General features: G+C 68.5%; 17 protein-coding genes and 1 pseudogene. 13 read left to right on the top strand and 5 right to left on the bottom strand.

All coding sequences use genetic code 11. The annotated features are described in order from the left end of the window. The first annotated feature begins 33 nt into the window (after nt 1-33). On the top strand, nt 34-1860 hold the full coding sequence (locus tag IEW24_RS02500) for an amidohydrolase (RefSeq protein WP_188575096.1): 1827 nt from the start codon (nt 34-36) through the stop codon (nt 1858-1860). A 74-nt stretch (nt 1861-1934) separates the two neighbouring features. Here the strand turns inward: IEW24_RS02500 and IEW24_RS02495 are convergent, their stop codons facing one another. Then, entirely contained in the window at nt 1935-2849 is a 915-nt protein-coding gene (locus tag IEW24_RS02495) for an NAD(P)-dependent oxidoreductase (RefSeq protein ID WP_188575094.1), read from the bottom strand. Nucleotides 2850-3248: 399 nt separating this feature from the next. On the opposite strand from IEW24_RS02495, the gene IEW24_RS02490 reads away from it, so the two are divergent. The 4 genes from IEW24_RS02490 to IEW24_RS02475 all read left to right on the top strand — a co-directional run bounded on the left by IEW24_RS02490 (nt 3249) and on the right by IEW24_RS02475 (nt 10854). Then, nucleotides 3249-5285 (top strand): autotransporter assembly complex protein TamA, encoded by a 2037-nt coding sequence (locus IEW24_RS02490; RefSeq protein WP_244644110.1) that lies wholly within the window; start codon nt 3249-3251, stop codon nt 5283-5285. Next, nucleotides 5285-9613: a translocation/assembly module TamB domain-containing protein gene (locus IEW24_RS02485; RefSeq protein ID WP_188575090.1), complete on the top strand. Its 4329-nt coding sequence runs from the start codon at nt 5285-5287 to the stop codon at nt 9611-9613. Before IEW24_RS02490 ends, IEW24_RS02485 begins: the two co-directional genes overlap by 1 nt. Nucleotides 9614-9944: 331 nt before the next feature. Beyond that, complete coding sequence (locus IEW24_RS02480) at nt 9945-10340, top strand: YkvA family protein (protein ID WP_188575088.1); 396 nt, start codon at nt 9945-9947, stop codon at nt 10338-10340. Between the two features lie 46 nt (nt 10341-10386). Next, the gene (locus IEW24_RS02475) at nt 10387-10854 is read left to right on the top strand and encodes a hypothetical protein (protein WP_188575086.1); all 468 of its coding nucleotides are present in this window, start codon (nt 10387-10389) and stop codon (nt 10852-10854) included. A 7-nt stretch (nt 10855-10861) separates the two neighbouring features. Here IEW24_RS02475 and IEW24_RS02470 read toward each other — a convergent pair whose 3' ends face one another. Beyond that, entirely contained in the window at nt 10862-11842 is a 981-nt protein-coding gene (locus IEW24_RS02470) for an NADPH:quinone oxidoreductase family protein (RefSeq protein ID WP_188575084.1), read from the bottom strand. A gap of 280 nt (nt 11843-12122) precedes the next feature. Here IEW24_RS02470 and IEW24_RS02465 point away from each other — a divergent pair, with 280 nt between their 5' ends. The 4 genes from IEW24_RS02465 to IEW24_RS02450 all read left to right on the top strand — a co-directional run bounded on the left by IEW24_RS02465 (nt 12123) and on the right by IEW24_RS02450 (nt 15002). Beyond that, nucleotides 12123-12656 (top strand): invasion associated locus B family protein, encoded by a 534-nt coding sequence (locus tag IEW24_RS02465; protein ID WP_188575082.1) that lies wholly within the window; start codon nt 12123-12125, stop codon nt 12654-12656. A 151-nt stretch (nt 12657-12807) separates the two neighbouring features. Then, the gene (gene rlmN / locus IEW24_RS02460) at nt 12808-14067 is read left to right on the top strand and encodes a dual-specificity RNA methyltransferase RlmN (protein WP_373869992.1); all 1260 of its coding nucleotides are present in this window, start codon (nt 12808-12810) and stop codon (nt 14065-14067) included. A 17-nt stretch (nt 14068-14084) separates the two neighbouring features. Then, complete coding sequence (locus tag IEW24_RS02455) at nt 14085-14471, top strand: VOC family protein (RefSeq protein ID WP_188577274.1); 387 nt, start codon at nt 14085-14087, stop codon at nt 14469-14471. Between the two features lie 3 nt (nt 14472-14474). Then, nucleotides 14475-15002: a hypothetical protein gene (locus tag IEW24_RS02450; RefSeq protein WP_188575080.1), complete on the top strand. Its 528-nt coding sequence runs from the start codon at nt 14475-14477 to the stop codon at nt 15000-15002. A gap of 28 nt (nt 15003-15030) precedes the next feature. On the opposite strand, the gene IEW24_RS02445 is transcribed toward IEW24_RS02450, so the two are convergent. Beyond that, nucleotides 15031-15429, bottom strand: coding sequence for a DUF1398 domain-containing protein (locus tag IEW24_RS02445; RefSeq protein ID WP_188575078.1), 399 nt, complete (start codon nt 15427-15429; stop codon nt 15031-15033). A gap of 52 nt (nt 15430-15481) precedes the next feature. Continuing rightward, nucleotides 15482-15940, bottom strand: coding sequence for a MarR family winged helix-turn-helix transcriptional regulator (locus IEW24_RS02440; protein ID WP_188575076.1), 459 nt, complete (start codon nt 15938-15940; stop codon nt 15482-15484). A 166-nt stretch (nt 15941-16106) separates the two neighbouring features. Here IEW24_RS02440 and IEW24_RS02435 point away from each other — a divergent pair, with 166 nt between their 5' ends. Next, nucleotides 16107-16616 (top strand): hypothetical protein, encoded by a 510-nt coding sequence (locus tag IEW24_RS02435; protein WP_188575074.1) that lies wholly within the window; start codon nt 16107-16109, stop codon nt 16614-16616. 175 nt (nt 16617-16791) lie between these two features. Here the strand turns inward: IEW24_RS02435 and IEW24_RS02430 are convergent, their stop codons facing one another. Then, nucleotides 16792-17424: a 2-hydroxychromene-2-carboxylate isomerase gene (locus IEW24_RS02430; protein WP_188575072.1), complete on the bottom strand. Its 633-nt coding sequence runs from the start codon at nt 17422-17424 to the stop codon at nt 16792-16794. Between the two features lie 123 nt (nt 17425-17547). Between IEW24_RS02430 and IEW24_RS02425 the strand changes: the two genes are divergently transcribed. The 3 genes and pseudogenes from IEW24_RS02425 to IEW24_RS02415 form a co-directional block, all read left to right on the top strand. Beyond that, nucleotides 17548-18384, top strand: coding sequence for a phosphatase PAP2 family protein (locus tag IEW24_RS02425; RefSeq protein ID WP_188575070.1), 837 nt, complete (start codon nt 17548-17550; stop codon nt 18382-18384). Between the two features lie 107 nt (nt 18385-18491). Continuing rightward, nucleotides 18492-19718 (top strand): argininosuccinate synthase, encoded by a 1227-nt coding sequence (locus IEW24_RS02420; RefSeq protein WP_188575068.1) that lies wholly within the window; start codon nt 18492-18494, stop codon nt 19716-19718. A 64-nt stretch (nt 19719-19782) separates the two neighbouring features. Next, a pseudogene (locus IEW24_RS02415) lies at nt 19783-20622 on the top strand (hypothetical protein); the annotation flags it as partial.

Raw genomic sequence — 20622 nt, 5'->3', positions numbered from 1 at the left:
ATAGCATATTCTATATTTGAAAGATTTATTGCAATGAAATTACGCTGCTATTGCTGCGGGCGCTTTCCCATTGCCGCCGGCCTCATGGCCCAATCTTTCAGCGCCGGCGCCCTTGCGGCGCCGGGCACTGCGGCGGACACCGCAGCCCCGGCGAACGCGCCGGCCGGCTATTATTTCCACAATGGCGACATCCTGCCCATGACGGGCAGGGACAACCGGCTCGAATGCCTGCTGGTGATCGAGGACACCATCGTCTTCGCCGGGCAGGCCCGCGATTGCCCGCCGCTGCCGCCGGGCATCGCCAGCGTGGATCTGAAGGGCGCCTGCCTCATCCCCGGCATGATCGACGCCCATGCCCATGTGGTCGGCGCGGCCTTCAACGCCCTGAGCACCGACCTGAGCCCGGCCATCGCCACCGCGACCCAGCCCTACACCATCGACCGCGTGATCGAGATTCTCCAGGTGGAGGTGGACAAGGTCAATGCGGACCCCAAGCTGCCCCGCTGGGTGCTGGCGGTGGGCTTCGACCCCTCGCAGCTCGCCACCTGGGTCAACCTCACTGTGCAGCAGTTCAACAGGCTCATCGGCGCCGAGGACATCGGCATCATCGTGCAGGCCGGCTCCGGCCATCTGTCCTTCGTCAACCAGACCACGCTGACCTGGGCCGGCATCGACGCCAGCACGCAGGATCCGTCCGGCGGCTATATCGGCCGCGCGCCCGACGGCACGCCCACCGGCATTCTGGTGGAGATGCCGGCCCAGCTGCTCATCAAGAACGCCTTCGAAAAGCATGGGCAGCCGGCCATCTTCGGCAATCCGTTCAAGCTCGCCCAGGGCATCGCCACCCACCTCGGGGAGGCCCTGGCCTGCGGCCTGACCACGCTGAACGATCCCGCCATCGGCATTTCCTATGGCTACGAGCTGGAAATGGCGCTGATCGCCTATGCCCGGGCGGCGGCACCCGCCGTCCCCCGCATGGCCAGCGGCATCTATCTGAACGAGTGGGACACGGACCCCACGCACCGGCCGGCGGCCTTCGCCCGCGGCCCGGATTTCACCAACCCCATGTTCGTGGTCCAGGCCGTGAAGCTGTTTTCCGACGGCTCCAACCAGGGTGTCACCGGCCTGCAGTCGCAGGACTATACGGCCTGGGCGCTGGAGCGGACGCAGGACTATTCCGCCAAGCATCCGCGCGGCAATGCGGACGCCACGACGGCCGACCTGACGGGGCTGATGCAGACGGCGCTCGGCTACAACTGGCAGATCATGGTCCATGCCAATGGCGATCAGGCGGTGGCCAATGTGATCGCGGCCTATGACAGCGCCCTCGCCGGCACGCCCGATGACCGGCGCCATCGCATCGAGCACTGCTCGCTGGCCACCACCGACGACCTGGATGCCATGGTGCGACTGAGACTGTCGCCCAGCTTCCTCATCGGCCATGTGACCGGCTGGGGCGACGTGCTGACCCAGTTGCTCGGCCCGGATCGCATCCTGCTGCTGGACCGCTGCCAGAGCGCGCTGGCGAAGGGCCTCAACATCAGCCTGCATTCCGACAATCCGGTGACGCCGCTCGGGCCGCTCCGGATGGTGCAGGATGCCGTGACGCGCCTGACGGTGCAGCAGGGCACGCTCATCAATCGGGCGGAGTGCCTGTCGCCCTATGACGCTTTGCATGCTGTCACCGCCGGCCCCGCCTGGCAGTGCCACATCGACCATATGGTGGGCACGCTGGAGGTCGGCAAGCTCGCCGATCTGGTGGTGCTCGGTGCCTCGCCCTTGACGGTGGCGCCCACCGCCATCGCGGCCATTCCAGTGCAGCAGGTCTATGTGGCCGGCCGGCAGGCGGTCGGCGCCTGATCTGCAGCGGGCGGGGCTTTCCCGCCCGGTTTCTCATGTGCGGGCGTTCAGGCTGGCCGGATCACGCGGCCCGCTCACCCCTGCCCGGAGATCCGCCGGCAGTGGTTCAGGGCCGCCTCGATGAGATTGTCGGTGGCCTCCGGCGTGCGGAAGGCGGAGTGGGCGGAGAGGGTCACGTTGTCGAGCGTGGTGAAGGCGTGGCCGGCGGGCAGCGGCTCCACGTTGAACACGTCGAGGCCGGCGGCGCGCAGATGTCCGGACTTCAGCGCCGCGATCAGCGCCTCCTCGTCCACCAGCGCGCCGCGCGCGGTGTTCACGAAGATGGCGCCCGGCCGCATGGCGGCGATGCGCGCGGCCGAGAGAAAGCCGCGGGTCTCGTCACTCAGCAGCAGGTGCATGGAGACCACGTGGCTCTCCGCCAGCAGATCCTCCAGCGGCACGAAGGTGACGCCTTCCGCCGGGCGGGGGGTGCGGTTCCAGGCGATGACGTTCATGCCCGCGCCGCGCGCAAGGCGGGCCATCTCGGCACCGATGCCGCCATAGCCGATGAGGCCCAGCGTCTTGCCGGTCAGCTCCACGCCGTCGGTGCGCAGCCAGTTGCCGGCGCGCATGCCGCGATCCATGGAGGAGAAGCCCTTGGCCGCCGCCCACATCAAAGCGAAGGAGCATTCGGCAACGGCGGTATCGCCATAGCCCTTGATGAGATGCAACTGGATGCCCAGTTCGGCCAGCTCTTCCGGGTTCATGTAGCTGCGCGCGCCGGTGCCGAGGAACACCACGTGCTTCAGGTTCGGGCAGGCGCGGGCGATGTCGGTGGGCAGGCCGGTGTGGTCCACCAGCGCGATTTCGGCATCGCCGATCACGGCGGGCAGTTCCGCCGGCTTCACGTCCGGGTTGTGGTTGAGGTGGAGCGGGATGTCGCTCGCCTTGTGCAGCTTCTCCGCAACGGCGGCGAGGGACGGGTTGGCATCCACCAGAACGGCACGCATCGGCATCTCCCGGATTGATCGACCCATCTTCTGTAAGGCGCGCGAGGATGCCGCACACCCTCGCGCGCGAGAAATCCACTTTATGCTTAAGAGCCCGCCCCGGCAGCACCCGCCGGGCGTGACCTCGACCATGCCACGCGCCGCCACGCCCCTGCCAAGGCACGGGCACAGCTTCAGGAAAGCCTTAACCCTGTCTGTGGACCGCGCGGATCAAAACAGCGATTCGAGGCTTGTCGTATAAGGGTTGCCAAGACCCGGAAGGCAACCTCAGGGAGAGGCCCGAAGCACTGAATCACCCCCAAGGGGTTCAGCTATCAGGCGTTTCACTCCATAATGGACCAGTTCACGCGTGATGGGGGCGGTTTGCGGAAGACGGTGAAGCGGCGGCGGTCGCAGGGTTTGGAACGGCCGCGCGGGCTTCTGGGGCTCGGCGGGCGGTTGCCGGATAGTTGCGCCCGACTGGTACTGGGTGCCGGCCTCGTGTGCGCGCTCCTCAGCCCCCTTCCGGCCAAGGCCCAGCTTTTCGGCGGCCAGGGCGGCGCCGGACAGGATGCCGCCAGCCAGACCGCCGCGGACCCCAACGCCACCTTCTTCGACAAGGCCATGGCGTGGTTCAATCCCAACGCCGCCAAGAACCAGCCGGCGGTGGCCGATGCCACGCCCTATGCTCTCACCATCGACGTCACCGGCGACAGTGCTGCCAAGAGCGCCGTTACCGACGCCTCGAACCTCGAGCGGCTGAAGACCAACGCCCCCTCGGGGGCCGCCGGCCTCGTGCGCCGGGCTCTGGCGGATCGCGAGCGCATCATCGCCGCCCTGTATGCCGAAGGCTATTATGCCGGCCGCATCGACATCACCGTCGCGGGCGTGCCCGCCGATACGGTGGCCGCCTTCGACCGGGTGGAAGCCGCCCGCAAGGCCGGCGATGTGCCGGTGGTGGTGAAGGTGGACACCGGCCCGCAGTTCCAGTTCGGCACCGTGCGCCTTGTCGATCCCGCCGGCCGCCCGCTCATGGACGGGCCGAGCCTCAAGGCCATGCGGCTTGAAGCCGGCCAGCCGGCCAAGGCGACGCTCATCACAAGCGCCGAGCGCACCATCACCACCACATTGCGCAATGCCGGCCACCCCTTCGCCCGCGTCGCCTCCAAGGATGTGGTGGCGGATCACGCCAACCGCCGGGTGGACGTGACCTATTATGTGGACCCCGGCCGGCCCGCCACCTTCGGCCCGTTCACGGTGTCCGGCACCAAGACCATCAAGCCCGAGTTCATCCTGTCGCGCGTGGACATCTATCCCGGCGAGCCCTATTCGCCCGAGCGCCTCGATGCCCTGCGCAAGCGCCTCACGGCCTATGAGATCATCGGCTCCGTGCGCTTCCGCGAGGCGGACCGCCTGAACGCGCAGGGCCAGTTGCCCATCGAGATCCTCGTGAGCGAGCGCGAGCTGCATTACGTGGGCTTCGGCGCCAAATATTCCTCCACCGACGGCTCCTCCGCCAATGCCTTCTGGGGCCACCGCAATCTATGGGGCGGCGGCGAGACGCTGCGCCTCGATGCGCAGGTCTCCTGGTATTCGGAGGGCTCGGACGCCGTGCCCAATGCCGATCCCTTCGGCTACCGGCTGGCCGCCAGCTTCTCCAAGCCCGGCATCTGGACCGCCAATGACGATCTGGTCGCCGAGGCCGCCGTTCTGCGCGAGGTGACGGACGCCTATGTGCGCGAGGGCGTCACCTTCACCGGCGGCGTGCGCCATCGCTTCAACGAGGACTGGAGCGGGCAGGTCGGCGTCGATCTCGAACAGTCCACGGTGCAGGATTATTTCGGCACCACCGATCCCTTCATCGCCGGCATTCCGGTGAGCCTCACCGGAGACACCACGGACAATCCGCTGGACGCCACCAAGGGCTACAAGTTCACCGCCACGGTGGAGCCGTTCGTGGCCTTCGGCGACTCGGGCGCCGGCCCGGTGATGCTGAAGGCCTCCCTCTCCGCCTATCACGCCTTCGACGAGGACAAGCGCTGGATCCTCGCCGGCCGGGTTTCGGCCGGCTCGCTGATCGGGCCGGAACTGCTGGATGTGCCGGCGCAGCGGCGCTTCTATGTGGGCGGCGGCGGCACCGTGCGCGGCATCGACTATCAGAAGGCCAGCCCGCAGACGCCCAACGGCATCGTCATCGGCGGCCTCAGCTATTTCACCGCCTCCACGGAGATGCGCATCAAGATCACCGACACCATCGGCGTGGTGCCCTTCTTCGACATGGGCGCGGCTTTCGCCTCCGAGGTTCCCGACTTCAGCGCCATGTATTATTCTGCGGGCATCGGACTGCGATACTATACGGCGGTGGGGCCGGTGCGCCTCGACTTCGCCGTGCCGCTCAACCCGCCCGACGGTAGCTCCAAATACGGGGTCTACCTCAGCCTCGGTCAGGCTTTCTGATGCGCGCACTCGGCCTCTTCGTCCGCGCCCTGTTCGGCGCCGTCCTTGTCCTGCTCGTGGTCGGGCTGCTGGTGTTCGGCTTCATCCAGACACCGCCCGGCAAGGCCTTCCTCGCGGAACTCGGCAGCAAGCTCGCCTCCGGCAACGGCCTCACCGTGCGCATCCACGGCATCAATGGCGCGGTGCCGTGGGACATGAGCGTGGCCGAGATCGAGGCCTCCGATACGCAGGGGCCGTTCGCCCGCGTGGAGAATCTGCACCTCGCCTGGTCGCCCACCTCGCTTCTGTCCGGCATCGCCCGCATCCGCGATGTCAGCGCCACGCGCGTGGACATGCTGCGCCAGCCCGCGCTGCCGCCCGCCCCGGCCGATGCCAAGGGCGGTGGCGGCCCGCCGGCCATCCGGCTGGTGCTCGATCGCCTGTCCATTCCCGACATCCGCATCGCCGAGCCGGTGGCCGGGCAGGCAGCCACGCTTTCGCTGGAGGGTTCCGCCACGCTCATGGAGCCGGAGCGCGGCATCTCGCTTCAGTTCCAGCTGGCCCGCAAGGACAATCCCGGCCAGATCGGCGGCACCGCGCGCTATGTACCGGCGGAGCGCGTGCTCGATCTCAACCTGCAGGCGCATGAGCCGGCTGGCGGCCTCGTGGCCCGCCTCGCCCGGCTGGAGGGCCTGCCGCCCATCGACGCCGAACTGCGCGGCCTCGGCCCGCTGGACAATTGGGAAGGCTCGCTGAAGGTCAATGCCGGCAAGGCGATCAGCGTCTCGGCCGCGAGCTGGGTCAAGGCGGAAGCGGGCGGCCATCGCGTCAACTTCTCGCTGGATGGCGACGTGGCCAATGTGGTGCCCGCGAACCTCGCGCCGCTGGTGGCCGGCACCACCAACCTCACCGGCGAGGCGCTGGTCAGCCCGAATTTCATCGTCGCCATCAACCGCATCAATCTGAAGGCGCGCGCCGGCACGGCCGAAGTGCGCGGCACGGTGGACCCCAAGCCCGGCACGCTGGCGCTCAACTTCCAGGCCGCCGTGCCCGATGCCGCGCCGTTCAAGGCGCTCGCGCCCGGCGTCGGCTTCGGCGCCGTGTTCGCCAAGGGCGACCTCACCGGAACGCTGAGCGCGCCCCGCCTCGCCGCCACCGTCTGGGGCGAAGGGATCGCCGCCTCGGGCTATGGGGTCGGCACCACCACCATCACGCTTTCCGCCACCCCCGATGCGGCCGGCAATCAGGCCCTCAAGGTGGACGGCCAGCTGGAAGGCCTCACGGCGCAGGATCCGCGCGTGGCGGCAACGCTGGGCCGCAACGGCAGCTTCACCGTGACCGGCGCTTTGCCGAAGGGCGGCGCGCCCACCGTCACCGAAGCCCGCGTGATGCTGGCGCCGCTCGACCTCACCTTCAGCGGCAGCGCCAGCCCGGCCCATGTGGCCGGCAATCTCGCCATGCCGCGTCTTGATCTGGCCGCGCTCTCCCCCCTCGTGGGCCAGACGCTGGCCGGCACGCTGGTGATCAACGGGCAGGTGATGACGCCCGACGGCGGCGGCTTCAATGCCGAAGTGACCGGCGAAGCCACCGGCTTCAAGACCTCTGATCCGGTGATCAACGGCGTGGTGGGCGATGCCGCCCGCCTCACCGGCGGCCTCACGCTGGGCAAGGACGGCGGCCTCGCCGTGCACGACCTGAAGCTGGGCGCGGGCGGCGTCGATCTGCTGGTGACGGGCCGCATCGACCCCTCGGTGGCGAACCTGACCGCCCGCTTCAGTCTTGCGGACCTTGCCCGGCTGGACAAGCGCGTCTCCGGCCGCGTGGAAGGCAAGGCCAAGTTCTCCGGGAACCTCGACGCACTGGATGTGAAGGGGCATGTCTCCCTGCCGCAGGGCAGCGCCATGAACCGCCCGGTACGCGACCTCGAAATCAAGTTCACCGGCTCGGACCTGACCAGGCTGCCCGGCGGCACGCTCAATGCCACCGGCACCATTGGCGGCAAGGCGCTGAACGGCGCCGCGCAATTCGCCAGCGCGGCGGATGGCGGACGCAGCCTCGACGGGCTCGACATCGCGCTCGGCACCGCGCGGGCGAGCGGCAAGGTGGCGCTGGCGCCCAATGGCCTGATGACCGGCGGCATCGGCATCGCCGCGCCCAACCTCGCAGACCTCTCCGCTCTCGCGCTCGCCGAGATGGGCGGCGCCATGACCGCCAACGTGACGCTGGACGCCCCCGGCGGCCGCCAGCGCATCGCGCTGAAGGCCGACGCCAACAAGCTCACCGCACCCGGCGTGAAGCTGGAGCGCGGCAATTTCGATCTGGCGGTGCTGGACCCGGCCGTGGCCCCGGCGCTGACCGGCAAGATCAATCTCGGCGGCCTCGACAGCAATGGCGTTCAGGTGGAACGCCTCGCCATCGACGCGACCCCGGCCGGCACCAACGCCACCGCCCTGAAGCTCGACGGCCTCGTGCGCGGCACCACGCTCGCCACCACCGGCCGCCTGAACACCGCGCCAGGCAGCTATGCCATGCGCTTCGACACCCTGCGCCTCGCCAATGGCAGCACGGTCGCCACCCTCGCCCAGCCGGCCACCGTGACCTATGCGGACAATGGCGTGACCATCGACCGCTTCGCGCTCAACGCCGGCGGCGGCTCGGCGGTGATCGAGGGCAAGGCGGGCGAGACGCTCGACCTCTCCGTGGATGCCCGCAACCTGCCGCTGGCCATCGCCAATCTCGCCACCCCCTCGCAGGGCCTCTCCGGCACGCTGACGGCCAAGGCGGACCTCTCCGGCCCCGCCGCCGCGCCGACCGGACGCTACACGCTCACGCTCGCCCGCGTCTCCCAGCCGGAGTTGCAGCAGAACGGCGTCGGCCCGCTCGACATCAAGGCGGACGGCGCCTTCGAGGGCGGGCGGGTGACGATCCGCTCCACCGTGTCGGCCTCCTCGCTTTCGGGCGTGACCATCACCGGCTCGGCCCCGCTGGGCGAGGGCGCGCTGGATCTGGCCATCAGGGGCCAGGTCAATCTCGGCATCGCCAATGCCGTGCTCGCGGCCTCCGGCGCGCGGGCAGCGGGCATCGCCAATGTGGACGCCACCGTGCGCGGCACCACCACCAGCCCCAGCGCCGGCGGCACGGTGCGCATCTCCGGCGGGCGCTATGACGATGCGCTGAACGGCGTGACGCTCCAGAACATCGAGGCGACGCTCACCGGCAACGACCGCTCCGTAACGCTCTCCTCGCTGTCCGCCCGCACGCCCAATGGCGGTTCGCTCAGCGGGCGCGGGCAGGTCTCGCTGGATCCCGCCGATGGCTTCCCCGGACAGGCGGACCTGACGCTCCAGAATGCGGGCCTCGTCAATTCCGAGCTGATGCGCCTCGTGGTGGACGGCCGCCTCGCCGTCACCGGCGCGCTCGCCACGCGGCCGCAGGTGTCGGGGCGCATCGACGTGCGCAATCTCGACATCAACGTGCCCGACCGCCTCACCTCGGCGGGCGCGCAGATCGATGTGCGCCACGTGAACGTGCAGCGCGGCACCGCCCCCAGCCAGCCCCGCGCCACGCAGGCGCGCGGCGCCACCAAGCCCGCCGCCGCCCGGAACCAGCAGGCATCGCGGGCCCAGCAGCGCGCCGCGCGGGCGGCGAGCCCGTTCGCCGCAGGTCTCGACCTGACCATTGCCGCCACCAACCGCGTGTTCGTGCGCGGCATGGGCATCGACGCGGAGCTGGGCGGCAACCTCGTCCTCACCGGCACCTCGGCGGAACCCATCGCCAATGGCGGCTTCCAGCTGCTGCGCGGGCGCTTCGACATTCTCGGCCGGCGGCTGGATTTCAGCCGGGGCGTGGTGACGTTCCGCGGCTCCCTCGATCCGGAGCTGGATTTCCTCGCCGAGAGCAGCGCCGCCGACGTGACCGCCCGCGTGGCGGTGACGGGGCCGGCCTCCGACCCGGAGATCACCTTCTCCTCCACGCCGACCCTGCCGCAGGACGAGGTTGTCGCCCGCCTGCTGTTCGGCAAGGCCACGGGCCAGCTCAGCACCGGACAGGCGCTGCAACTGGCGCAGGCGGTGGCGCAGTTTTCCGGCGGCGGCTCGCAGCTCGACAGCCTGCGCCGCCAGTTCGGCCTCGACAGTCTCGACTTCGGGGCGAACTCCGAGGGCACCGGCGGCGAGGTGGGCATCGGCCGGCGCATCAACGACAATGTCACTCTGGGCGTCCGGCAGGGCACCACGGGCGGCAGCCGCGTGACCATCGACGTGGACGTGACCAAGAACATCCGCCTCCAGGGCGGCGCCGGCTCGGACGGCGGCGGCGAAGTGGGCATCGGCGCCCAGTGGGATTACTGAGCGGGCGCCCCGGTGCGGCGCGAAGCCCTCTCCCGCTCGAAACCGGCTGCTGCCGGTTTCGGCAACAAGGTGCTGAAGTCGGAAACATCCGACTTCAGCGCGGGGAGGGTTGGGAGGGGGCCGCCGCAGGCGGGGACGGGCGCCGCCAGTGCTGCCGCAAGAACCACTCGCGACGCCTCGCGACACCAGGCTCGGCGCGCGCTATTTCCCCCTCCCTAGCCCTCCCCCGCAAGCGGGAGAGGGGACATGTCGCGTGGGACGGAAGCGCCACGGGCACCTCCTCCGCTCCCCGATCTTGCATGCGGGCCGCGCGGTCCCCATCTCGAAAGCCATGAGCACGAGCGACACTGGCAAATCCTTCGATTGGAGCGACCTGCCCGGTTCCGAGGGCGATCAGGCCGCGCGCGATGAAGCGCGCGTCCGCGGCGGTTTCTGGCGCAAGCTGAAGGGCGGCGCGGCCCGCGTGCCCTTCGCGGGCGATGCGGTGGCGGCCTATTTCGCCGCCTTCGACCGCGACACGCCGTTGCGCGTGCGGGCGACCCTGCTCGGCGCGCTGGCCTATTTCGTGCTGCCGGTGGACGGCATTCCCGATTTCCTGCCGCTGGTGGGCTTCGGCGACGACGCAGCGGTGCTGTTCGGCGCGCTGCAACTGCTCTCCAACCACATCAAGCCCCAGCACCGCGAAGCGGCTGAAGAGGCGCTGCGGCGGGCGAAGGGCGAGGCGTAAGCCCCGCGCCGGTTGCGAGCATTCCGGCTTCCGCTAAGCTGCCGGAATGAAGTTCGATGCGCTGACATCCATTGCACACAATCTCGCGGATTCATTCGCGTGCGGTAATGGATTCATGATCGGCCTTTGCGTGACGGATGTCTTCGGCGAAGCCGCCAGCAGCCCTGAAGGTTACATTCTCGTCGACTTCATCGCAGGCACTTCAACGGGTGCCCCAGCTTCCGCTTCGCTGACGGAGGCAATTTCTCTTTATGCGGGAGCCCTGGGCTTTCTTTGCCTGCGGCACGGGACAACAGGCGCTGCCTTCCGCGAGTTGACGGCGCGATACAGCATGGACATGGACGGCAGGCGATGCCTCGTCACCGTCGAGGACCAGAACGGGCGCCGCTCGATTGACGAATATCGCGGCACCCCGTGCAAACGCCCCATGGAGTACGACGACCTAGAGCGGCCCCGCCGCTCTCGCCCAAAACGGAGCCGCACCTCGCAGGACGAGAACCGTCCTCGGGCCTAAACCGCCCTCAAAGCCCCGTCGTCAGCACCACCTTGCCCTTGACCCGCCGGCCGGCGATCTCGTCCAGCGCCTGTGCCGTCTGCTCCAGCGGGAAGGTGGCGTCCACATGGGCCGAGATGCGGCCGGAATGGGCGTAGCCCAGCAGTTCCTTCACGGTGGCCGTCAGCCAGGCGCCGTCGCGCCGGGCCTGCGTGCCGAAGGCGACGCCGCGCGCGTCGCAGTTCTTCAGCAGCAGCAGGTTCAACGGCAGCTTGGGGATCTCGCCCGCCGCGAAGCCGATCACCATCAGCCGCCCGCACCAGCCCAGAGCCCGCAGCGCCTGCTCGGACTGGTCGCCGCCCACGGGGTCGAACACCATGTCGATGCCGCCCTCGCCGCCCAGCTCCTTCAGGCGCAGCTTCAGGTCTTCCTGCGTGTAGTCGATGCCCATATCCGCCCCATGGGCGCGGGCGAAGGCGAGCTTGGGCGCGGAGGAGGCGCAGGCGATGACCTTCGCGCCGAGGATCTTGCCCAGTTCCACCGCCGCAAGACCGACGCCGCCGGAGGCGCCGAGAACGGCCAGCGTCTCGCCGGATTTCAGCTCGCCGCGCTCACGCAGCGCATAAAGGCTGGTGCCATAGGTGACGATGAGGCCGGCGGCGCGCACCAGATCAAGCTCGTCCGGCACCTCGGCGAGACGGTCGGCCCGCACCACCACCTTCTCGCGCGCCGCGCCATAGGAGGCATAGCCGCACACCCGCGTGCCGATGCGCGGCTGGGTGACGCCCGCGCCCAGCGCCACCACGCGGCCGGCGAACTCGCCGCCGGGGGAGAAGGGCAGCTCGGGCTTGGTCTGGTAGAGATCGCGGATGATGAGGGTGTCGAAGAAGTTGAGGCCGATGGCGGCCACTTCCACCACCACCTCGCCGGGGCCTGCCACGGGATCTGGCAGATCGTGAAGCTCAAGCTCCTCGGCGGGTCCATGGCGCACGCACAACACAGCCTTCATGCTCGCCCTCTCCTCCCCTCACGGCCCGAATGGAGCCCGTGCCTGATTCGCGTGACACGCACCCGAAGCGGTCGTTTCGCCGCGCCCACCGCAGGGGAAGCGCGATCAAAAACCCGTAAGGACGGTGTTTTGTGCGGTTTCTGAAACCACATTAATCAAAACGGAAACCTTGTATGTGCCATTTTTTGGACCGCCTCCCCCATTAGGGAGGCTCTCGACCTCGCAACGTCACCGTTTGCGTGGGTGCGCGCGGACCGCATTATCTCGTTCAGGAGTTGCCATGGCTCATCCCCGAGCAATCTTCCACCCGGCGCGCCTCGCCCTGCTGGCCGCCGCCATGATGGCCTGCGCCGTCGGCTCGGCCGCTGCCCAGGGTCAGGCCGGGTCCAAGCCCGTCGCCCAGTTCGGCGACTGGAGCGTCTATGTGAGCACCAGCGCGCCGAAGGTCTGCTACGCCATCTCCCAGCCGAAGGACCGCCAGCCTTCCGGCCTGAAGCGCGACCCGGCCTATATCTTCATCAGCACCCGGCCGGGGGAGAATGTGAAGAACGAGGTGAGCTTCACCATGGGCTTCCCCATGCGCGAGGGCGACGCCAAGCTCACCATCGGCTCCACGGCCTTCGACCTCTACACCAAGGCGGAAGGCGCCTGGGTGCGCAACGTGGCCGACGAAGGTCGCCTCGTGGATGCCCTGCGCAAGGGCAAGGACGCCACGGTGGTGTCCTTCTCCGGCCGCGGCAACCAGACCACCGACAAATACTCGCTCAACGGCATCGCCCAAGCGCTCGACCGCGCCGCGCAGGAATGCCGCTGATCTGATCACCGCCGCTTCTGCAAGGGCCCGCCTCTCCGGAGCGCGGGCCTCTGCACGTTTGGAACCTCCGGATGCGCCTCCCGCGCGGATGCGGGCCGCCCATGCGGCATCGCCGTAGCGGGCGGGCGCGTTTTTCATTATGTATGCGCCCATGATGCCCGCTTCCGACGTGATCGCCGCCGCCCCGGCGACCCCAATGCCTGTGGCCGAAAGCCCCGCGACGCCCGTGGCCGCCACCGCGGCCGCCAAGCCGCTGCCCTCCCTCGCCGGTCTCGACCGGGCGAAGCTGGGAGACGCGCTGGCCGCCATCGGCGTGCCCGAGCGCGAGCGGAAGATGCGCGTCAACCAGCTCTGGCACTGGATCTACCTGCGCGGCGCCACCGAATTTGCGGAGATGACCAACGTCTCCAAGCATCTGCGCGCGCAGATGGAAGCCGCCTACGGCCTCGCCCGCCCGGAAATCGTGGTGGAGCAGGTGTCTCAGGACGGCACCCGCAAGTGGCTGCTGCGCCTGCCCTCCGAAACACCCGGCGAGCGCCCGCATGAGGTGGAAGCCGTCTATATCCCCGAGCGGGATCGCGGCACGCTCTGCGTCTCCAGCCAGGTCGGCTGCACGCTGAACTGCTCTTTCTGCCACACCGGCACCCAGCGCCTCGTGCGCAACCTCACCGCCGCCGAGATCGTGGCGCAGGTGCTGGTCGCCCGCGACCGCCTCGGCGATTATCCCGGCCGCGACCGCGCGGTGGGCCCCGGCCTGCCGACCGAAGGCGAGCGCCTCGTCACCAACATCGTCTTCATGGGCATGGGCGAACCGCTCTATGCCTATGACTCGGTGGCCGAAGCCATCGAAATCCTGTCTGATGGCGACGGCCTCGGCCTCGGCAAGCGCCGCATCACCGTGTCCACCTCGGGCGTGGTGCCGGAGATCGAGAAGCTCGGCCGCGAAGTCGGCCCCATGCTCGCCATCTCGCTGCACGCCGTGCGCGACGATCTGCGCGACGTGCTGGTGCCGATCAACAAGAAGTACCCTATCGCCCAGCTCATCGAGGCCTGCCGCAATTATCCGGCCGCCTCCAACGCCAAGCGCATCACCTTCGAGTACGTGATGCTGAAGGGCGTGAACGACAGCCCGGCCGACGCCAAGGCGCTCGTGCGCCTGCTGAAGGGCGTGCCGGCCAAGATCAACCTGATCCCGTTCAACCCCTGGCCCGGCACCAAATATGAATGCTCGGACTGGGAGACGATCGAGAAGTTCTCCGACATCGTGTTCCAGGCCGGCTACGCCAGCCCGGTGCGCACGCCGCGCGGCCGCGACATCCTGGCCGCCTGCGGCCAGCTGAAGAGCGAGACCGAGAAGCTCTCCGCCCGTGAACGTCTGGCGCTGCGCGCCATGGCAGCGGCGGCGGAATGAGCCCCGGCACCGCCGGACTGCTCGACCATATCGGCATCAAGGTCGCCGACTTCGCCCGTGCCCGCGCCTTCTACACCGCCGCCCTCGCCCCGCTGGGCATGGCGTGCGTGATGGAGGTGAGCGCGGAAGAAACCGGCGATGTCCCTCATGCGGGCTTCGGCGTCGGCAACAAGCCGGTGTTCTGGATCGGCCCCTGTGATGGGCCGATCAGCGGCGTGCATGTGGCCCTTGCGGCCCCGGACCACGCCACCGTGGATGCCTTCCACCGCGCGGCGCTGGCTGCGGGCGGGCGGGACAACGGGGCGCCGGGCCTGCGGGCGCATTATCATCCATCCTATTACGGCGCCTTCGTTCTCTGCCCCGACGGGCACAATATCGAAGCCGTCTGTCACTTGCCGGTCTGAGCTTTGGACAGCACCTTTCGCTTCTTCATCCGCCTGTTCGTCATCCCCATCGGGCTGCTGGCGGCCGTCCTGACCGGGGTGGCCATCATCCTGTTCGGCCAGTGGCGCATCGGCGCCATGCCGTTGCAGGACCTGCCGCCCGAAGCCTGGGTGGCGGTGATGGAGGCGCTGTTCACCGGCACCTTCCTCGTCACCTTCCTGGTCTGCGTCATGTGGCTGATCGGACTCGCGGGCATCCTGCTGGCGGAAACCTTCGCCGTGCGCGCGTGGCTGTTCCACGTGACCAATGGCGCGCTCTCCGCCTTCGTCGGCGCGTGGCTGTTCCCGCAGGTGAGCGGCGAGGCCAGCCCCCCGGCCGATACCTTCTACATCCTGGCCTCGGGCCTTGCGGGCGGGCTGGTCTACTGGCTGGTGGCCGGCTGGAGCGCCGGCTTCTGGAAGCCCGTGCGTACGCCCGCGCCAGCCGTGCAGCCGCCGCCCATGCCGGCCCAGCCCCGTCAGGCGCCCCCGCCGCTGCCGCCGGGCAACTGAGCGGTGCCGGCCCGCGCAGTGCCGCTCCTCACGGAAAATGCTCCACATGGGGTTCGGCGGTGCGGCCGAAATAGAGCACCCGCCGGCCGCTGAGCGAGACGAGATACCCCGCGCAGCCCATGGCCTTCACGTTCGCGCAGAAGGCCCGGTAGCTGTAATCGGGCGGATTGGCCTGCGCCCAGCGGATCTGGGACACCAGGCCCTGCGGATCGAAGGCAGCCGCCACCCCGCTTTCCTCGGATGGAACGTCCAGCACCACGCTGTCGCCGTCAGGCAGGAAATAGGTGGAGGTGCCGCGTCGGTAATCCACCATGTAGCTCTCGATGCCGGCCGCACCGAGCATGCCGAGAATCTCGGGAAAGCTCATGGTGCCGTCATAGGCTGCCGCGAGGCAGCGTTCGGCAATGGCGATGCGTTGCGCGTCCATGGCGCGGTCTCCCCTCCGGTCGGTCTCGTTTCGGACGACGCTGTTGCCAGCGTCAGGCGGTCGGCGCGCCGGTCAGGCCACGGGCAGCGGCGATCTTCCGGCACATCCGGTCGAATTCCATGCGCTCAGCCGGGGTGAGCACTGCGAAGAATTCCGCATCGTTGCCATCCGCCAGCGCGGCGAGCCGGGGCACGAGGGCGCGTGCGGCGGGCGTCAGGGCCAGCGTCTGCCCGCGCCGGTCGGCCGTATCGGTGGCGCGATCCACCAGCTTCTTGTCCACCAGCCGGTCGGCCAGCCTGGAGATGGCGCCCCGCGTCATGCCCATGCGCTCCGCCACCACGGAGGGCGCCAGATGCGTGGCATCGAACAGCACCCGCAGCACCACCCATTCGGCCACGGTCACGCCCTCCTGCTCCACCTGACGGGCGAAGCCATGGGAGACGGCATTGGAGACCATGCGCAGCCAGTAGCCGAGATGGTCCTGAAGCGAGGCGGGAGAAGGGTCCGGCATGGCCTGCCACATATTGGTTGACTAGGAAATTAAATCCAGTCTGTTTCCTAGTCAACCATCCATGCCTGGATACTGCAAAATGACAGCTCCGCGTCGGTCTGACGCAAGCTTCAGGTCAGGGCCAATGCCTACATATAAGGGAGACGATTCATCAGGAGAGACGACGGTGGATACGCACGGGCTTATATTGAAGCGCCTGGCCATCGTTCTCGCTGGCCTGTGCTGCGCCATCCTCGCGGGCAGCCTCGCGGCAGGTTACGCCATGTCCTTCACCCCGCCGCCCAAGGTGTCCGGCGCGTTTCTGGTGGACCGGGCATCGGACTTCGCGGCGCTGAAGCCGCCGTTCCAGCTGCTCATGCTGGCCACGCTCACGCAGGTGGCCACCATCTTCAAGCTGATGCTGATCGGCATCGCCGCCGCCGAATGGTTCTCCATCCGCTCCTGGATGTTCCAGGCAGCCAACGGTGCGCTGTGCGGCTTCTTCACCTCGCTCTTCTATACCCACGGCTGGGTACCGGGCCTCAATGTGGTCAGCTCCGACTACATGCTGGCGGCAGGTCTCGTCGGCGGCACGGTCTATTGGCTGGTGGCCGGCTGGACTGCGGGCTTCCGCCCCACCCTGTTCATCCCCGCCCCCATCCCGGCGACCACCCACCGCTCGCCGCCGATGCGCTGAGCGGGACGCCGGTCTGCGAGGCCGGCAGGTTCCGGGACCAGAACGCTAAAAACCCCGCCGGGCTTTCCCGCGCGGGGTTTTCTGTTTGATCAGCCCTCTCCTGGGAACGCGTGCGCCCGGCCGCGCCTTTCCCCTCTCCCAGGTGGGGAAGAGGGGAAAGGATAGGTCGCCGGCCTCAGGAAGCCTTGGAGGCCTCCGGCAGGCCGGCCGCCTCGACCGCATGGGCCAGCGCCATCTCCAGCCGGTCGTTGCCCCAGAACAACTCGCCATCCTGTGCCACGAAGCTCGGCGCGCCGAACACGCCGGCAGCCCGCGCCGCCTGGGTCTGGGCCTTCAGCGCTTCCTTGTTGGCCGGCAGCTCCGCCGCCTCCATCACATGGTCGCAATAATGGCCAAGCCCGGCCAGCACGCGCTGCACCACCGTGCGGTCGGACAGGTCGCAGCCCTTGGCGAACATGGCCTTGTAGGCCGCGACCGTGAAGCCCGGGCGGGAGGCATCGTTCAGATGCAGCGCCACGCGGGCGGCCAGCAGCGTGTTCACCGGGAAGGGGTCCGGCTTCACGAAATCGGGAAGTCCGTAATGCACGGCGAGCCGTTCCACGTCGCGCCACATGTGGTTGCCCTTCAGCGGCACATCCACGAAGGGCGAGGAGCTGTAGCCCAGTTCCGCGAAAATCGGCCCCAGCATGAAGGGCTTCCATTCCACATGCACTCCGGCCCGTTCCGCCAGCGCGCCGATACGAGTGGCGGCGAGATAGGAATAGGGCGAGGAGAACTCGTAATAGAAATCGATGGCTGGCCTTCTCATTGCCGTCTCCTCCGCGTACATCGGTCCCGACTATCCCGCCGGGCCGACGCCCGGACAACGGGTCAGATCAAATTTCATGGAGACGCCGGGAGTTGCCCCCGGCCGGCTTGAAGGAGAGCGGGGTTGCGGTGGCTGGTGTTCCTCACCCTGATTGCGGGCGCCACGGTGGCCATTCTGTTCACCCTCTTCCCCGCCCTTGATCTGACCATCACCGCCTGGTTCTGGGACGCCGCCCACAAGACCTTTCCCATCGGCGCCACCACATGGGGCAAGACGCTGCGGCAGGCCGGCAACATCATTCCCTGGGTGATCTGCGCCCCCGCTTTCGCGGCGCTGGTGCTGAAGCTGCTGTTCCCCGGAAAGCCCATGTTCATGCCATCGCGCGCCGCGCTGCTGCTGGCGCTCGCCATGGCGCTCGGCCCCGGCCTGCTGGTCAACTCGGTGCTGAAGGAGCACTGGGGCCGTCCGCGCCCGGTGCATGTGGAAGAGTTCAACGGCAAGCTCGCCTTCACCCCCTGGTACTCCACGGACGGCACCTGCCCCGGCAACTGCTCCTTCGTCTCCGGCGAGGGCGCGCTCGGCTTCTGGATGGTGGCCCCGGCCAGCCTCGTGACCGGCCCGCTGCAGCCGGTGGCGCTGGGGGCGGCGGTGCTGTTCGGCCTTGCGGCGGGCGGCCTGCGCATCGCCTTCGGCGGGCACTTCTTCACCGACACCCTGTTCTCCGGCGTGCTGGTGATCCTGCTCATCGTCGCCTTGCGCTGGTGGCTGTTCGAGCGGCGCGGCGCGCCGACCGATGCGCAGGCGGAAGCGGCGGTGGCGCGCACGGGCCGCGCGCTGCATCGTCTGGTGGCGCTGGGCGGGCGCGGGATCGCGCACGGCGCGCGCGCCGCAGCTCGCGCAGCGGCGCTGGTTGGACGGATGATCGCCCGCTACTTGCCACGGCGTGGCGCGGGCCTATAGTCCGCGCGGATTTTCGTGTCCCCGGCCCGCCGCCAGCGGCGGGGACGCTTCGGACCCAACCCCGGCGGCTTGCCTCTGCGAAGCCGCTCAAGCCTTCGAGAGACTAGATGTCGCGCGACGTGAAGAAGGTTGTGCTCGCTTATTCCGGCGGGCTCGACACCTCGGTGATCCTGAAGTGGCTCCAGACCACCTACAAGTGCGAGGTGGTGACGTTCACCGCCGACCTCGGCCAGGGCGAGGAGCTGGAGCCGGCGCGCAAGAAGGCCGAGCTGCTCGGCATCAAGCCGGAGAACATCTTCATCGAGGACGTGCGCGAGGAATTCGTGCGCGACTACGTCTATCCCATGTTCCGCGCCAATGCGGTGTATGAGGGCCAGTATCTGCTGGGCACCTCCATCGCCCGCCCGCTGATCGCCAAGAAGCAGATCGAGATCGCCCGTAAGGTCGGCGCCGACGCCGTGTCCCACGGCGCCACCGGCAAGGGCAACGATCAGGTGCGCTTCGAGCTGGGCTATTATGCGCTGGAGCCGGAAATCACCGTCATCGCGCCGTGGCGCGAGTGGGACCTGACCTCGCGCACCCGCCTGCTGGAGTTCGCCGAGGCCCACCAGATCCCGATCGCCAAGGACAAGCGCGGCGAGGCCCCGTTCTCGGTGGACGCGAACCTCCTGCACTCCTCCTCCGAGGGCAAGGTGCTGGAAGATCCCGCCGACGAGGCGCCGGAATATGTCTACCAGCGCACCATCTCGCCCGAGGATGCGCCTGATGTGGCGACCACCATCACCATCGGCTTCGAGAAGGGTGACGCGGTCGCCATCAATGGCGAGGCGCTGAGCCCGGCCACCCTGCTCGCCAAGCTGAACGACCTCGGCCGCGAGAACGGCATCGGCCGCCTCGATCTCGTCGAGAACCGCTTCGTGGGCATGAAGTCGCGCGGCGTCTACGAGACCCCCGGCGGCACTATCCTGCTCGCCGCCCATCGCGGCATCGAGAGCATCACGCTGGATCGCGGCGCGGCGCACCTGAAGGACGAGCTGATGCCGCGCTATGCGGAGCTCATCTACAACGGCTTCTGGTTCGCCCCCGAGCGCGAGATGCTGCAGGCGGCCATCGACCACTCGCAGCACTATGTGACCGGCGAAGTGACCGTGAAGCTCTACAAGGGCAATGTTACCGTCACCGGCCGCAAGAGCCCCTACTCGCTCTACAATCAGGAGCTGGTGACGTTCGAGGAAGGCGCGGTGGCCTACGACCATCGCGACGCCGCCGGCTTCATCAAGCTGAACGCTTTGCGGCTGCGCACGACCGCCGCCCGGGCGCGCAAGGCTCAATAAAGCTAGACCCTGTACATCTGCCCTTCTCGGATGAGAGGTATCTCTTTAGAGAGGGGCAGATGTCATGGCCGAGGCTTCCGCCGGAGCTTCGCTGAGCACGCTGGATTTTGGCATTTCGCTGCCGGGGCTCGCGCTCCGGCTGCGCCGTTTTGCGCTGCCTTCTCCTCTCGCCCTGCCGGCATGGCTGCTGCGGGGGCTCGTCGCCGCCATGAGCGCCCCTGCGCCGGCTGGCCCGACGAAGGTTTTCTCCTTGACCGACGACGCCGATACCGAGCTTGACGCTTCTCTCGATGGCGGCTTCGCGCCGCCCAAGCGCAAGAAGCCGGAGACCAAGAAGGACCTCGATGCGCTGATCGACGAGGGCTTTTCCCCGCCGCCGCGCAAGAAGGCCGCGCCCGAGCCCGACGTCAGCGCCGATATCAACGACGGCTTTTCACCCCCGCCGCGCAAGAAGGCTGCGCCTGAGCCCGACGTCAGCGCCGATATCAACGACGGCTTCTCACCGCCGCCACGCAAGAAGGCTGCGCCTGAGCCCGACGTCAGCGCCGATATCAACGACGGTTTCTCGCCTCCTCCGCGCAAGAAGGCAGAGGAGAAGGTCAGCGCGTCCATCGATGACGGCTTCTCGCCGCCCCCGCGCAAGAAGCCCGAGGAGAAGGTCAGCGCGTCCATCGACGACGGTTTCTCGCCGCCTCCGCGCAAGAAGCCCGAGGAGAAGGTCAGCGCGTCCATCGACGACGGTTTCTCGCCGCCTCCGCGCAAGAAGCCCGAGGAGAAGGTCAGCGCGTCCATCGACGACGGCTTCTCGCCGCCTCCGCGCAAGAAGCCCGAGGAGAAGGTCAGCGCGTCCATCGACGATGGCTTCTCACCGCCGCCGCGCAAGAAGCCCGAGGAGAAGGTCAGC

This window comes from Azorhizobium oxalatiphilum, from assembly GCF_014635325.1.
GTDB classification, from domain to species: domain Bacteria; phylum Pseudomonadota; class Alphaproteobacteria; order Rhizobiales; family Xanthobacteraceae; genus Azorhizobium; species Azorhizobium oxalatiphilum.
Note: the sequence above shows the minus strand (reverse complement) of the source record. Positions and strands in the feature narration are given on the sequence as shown.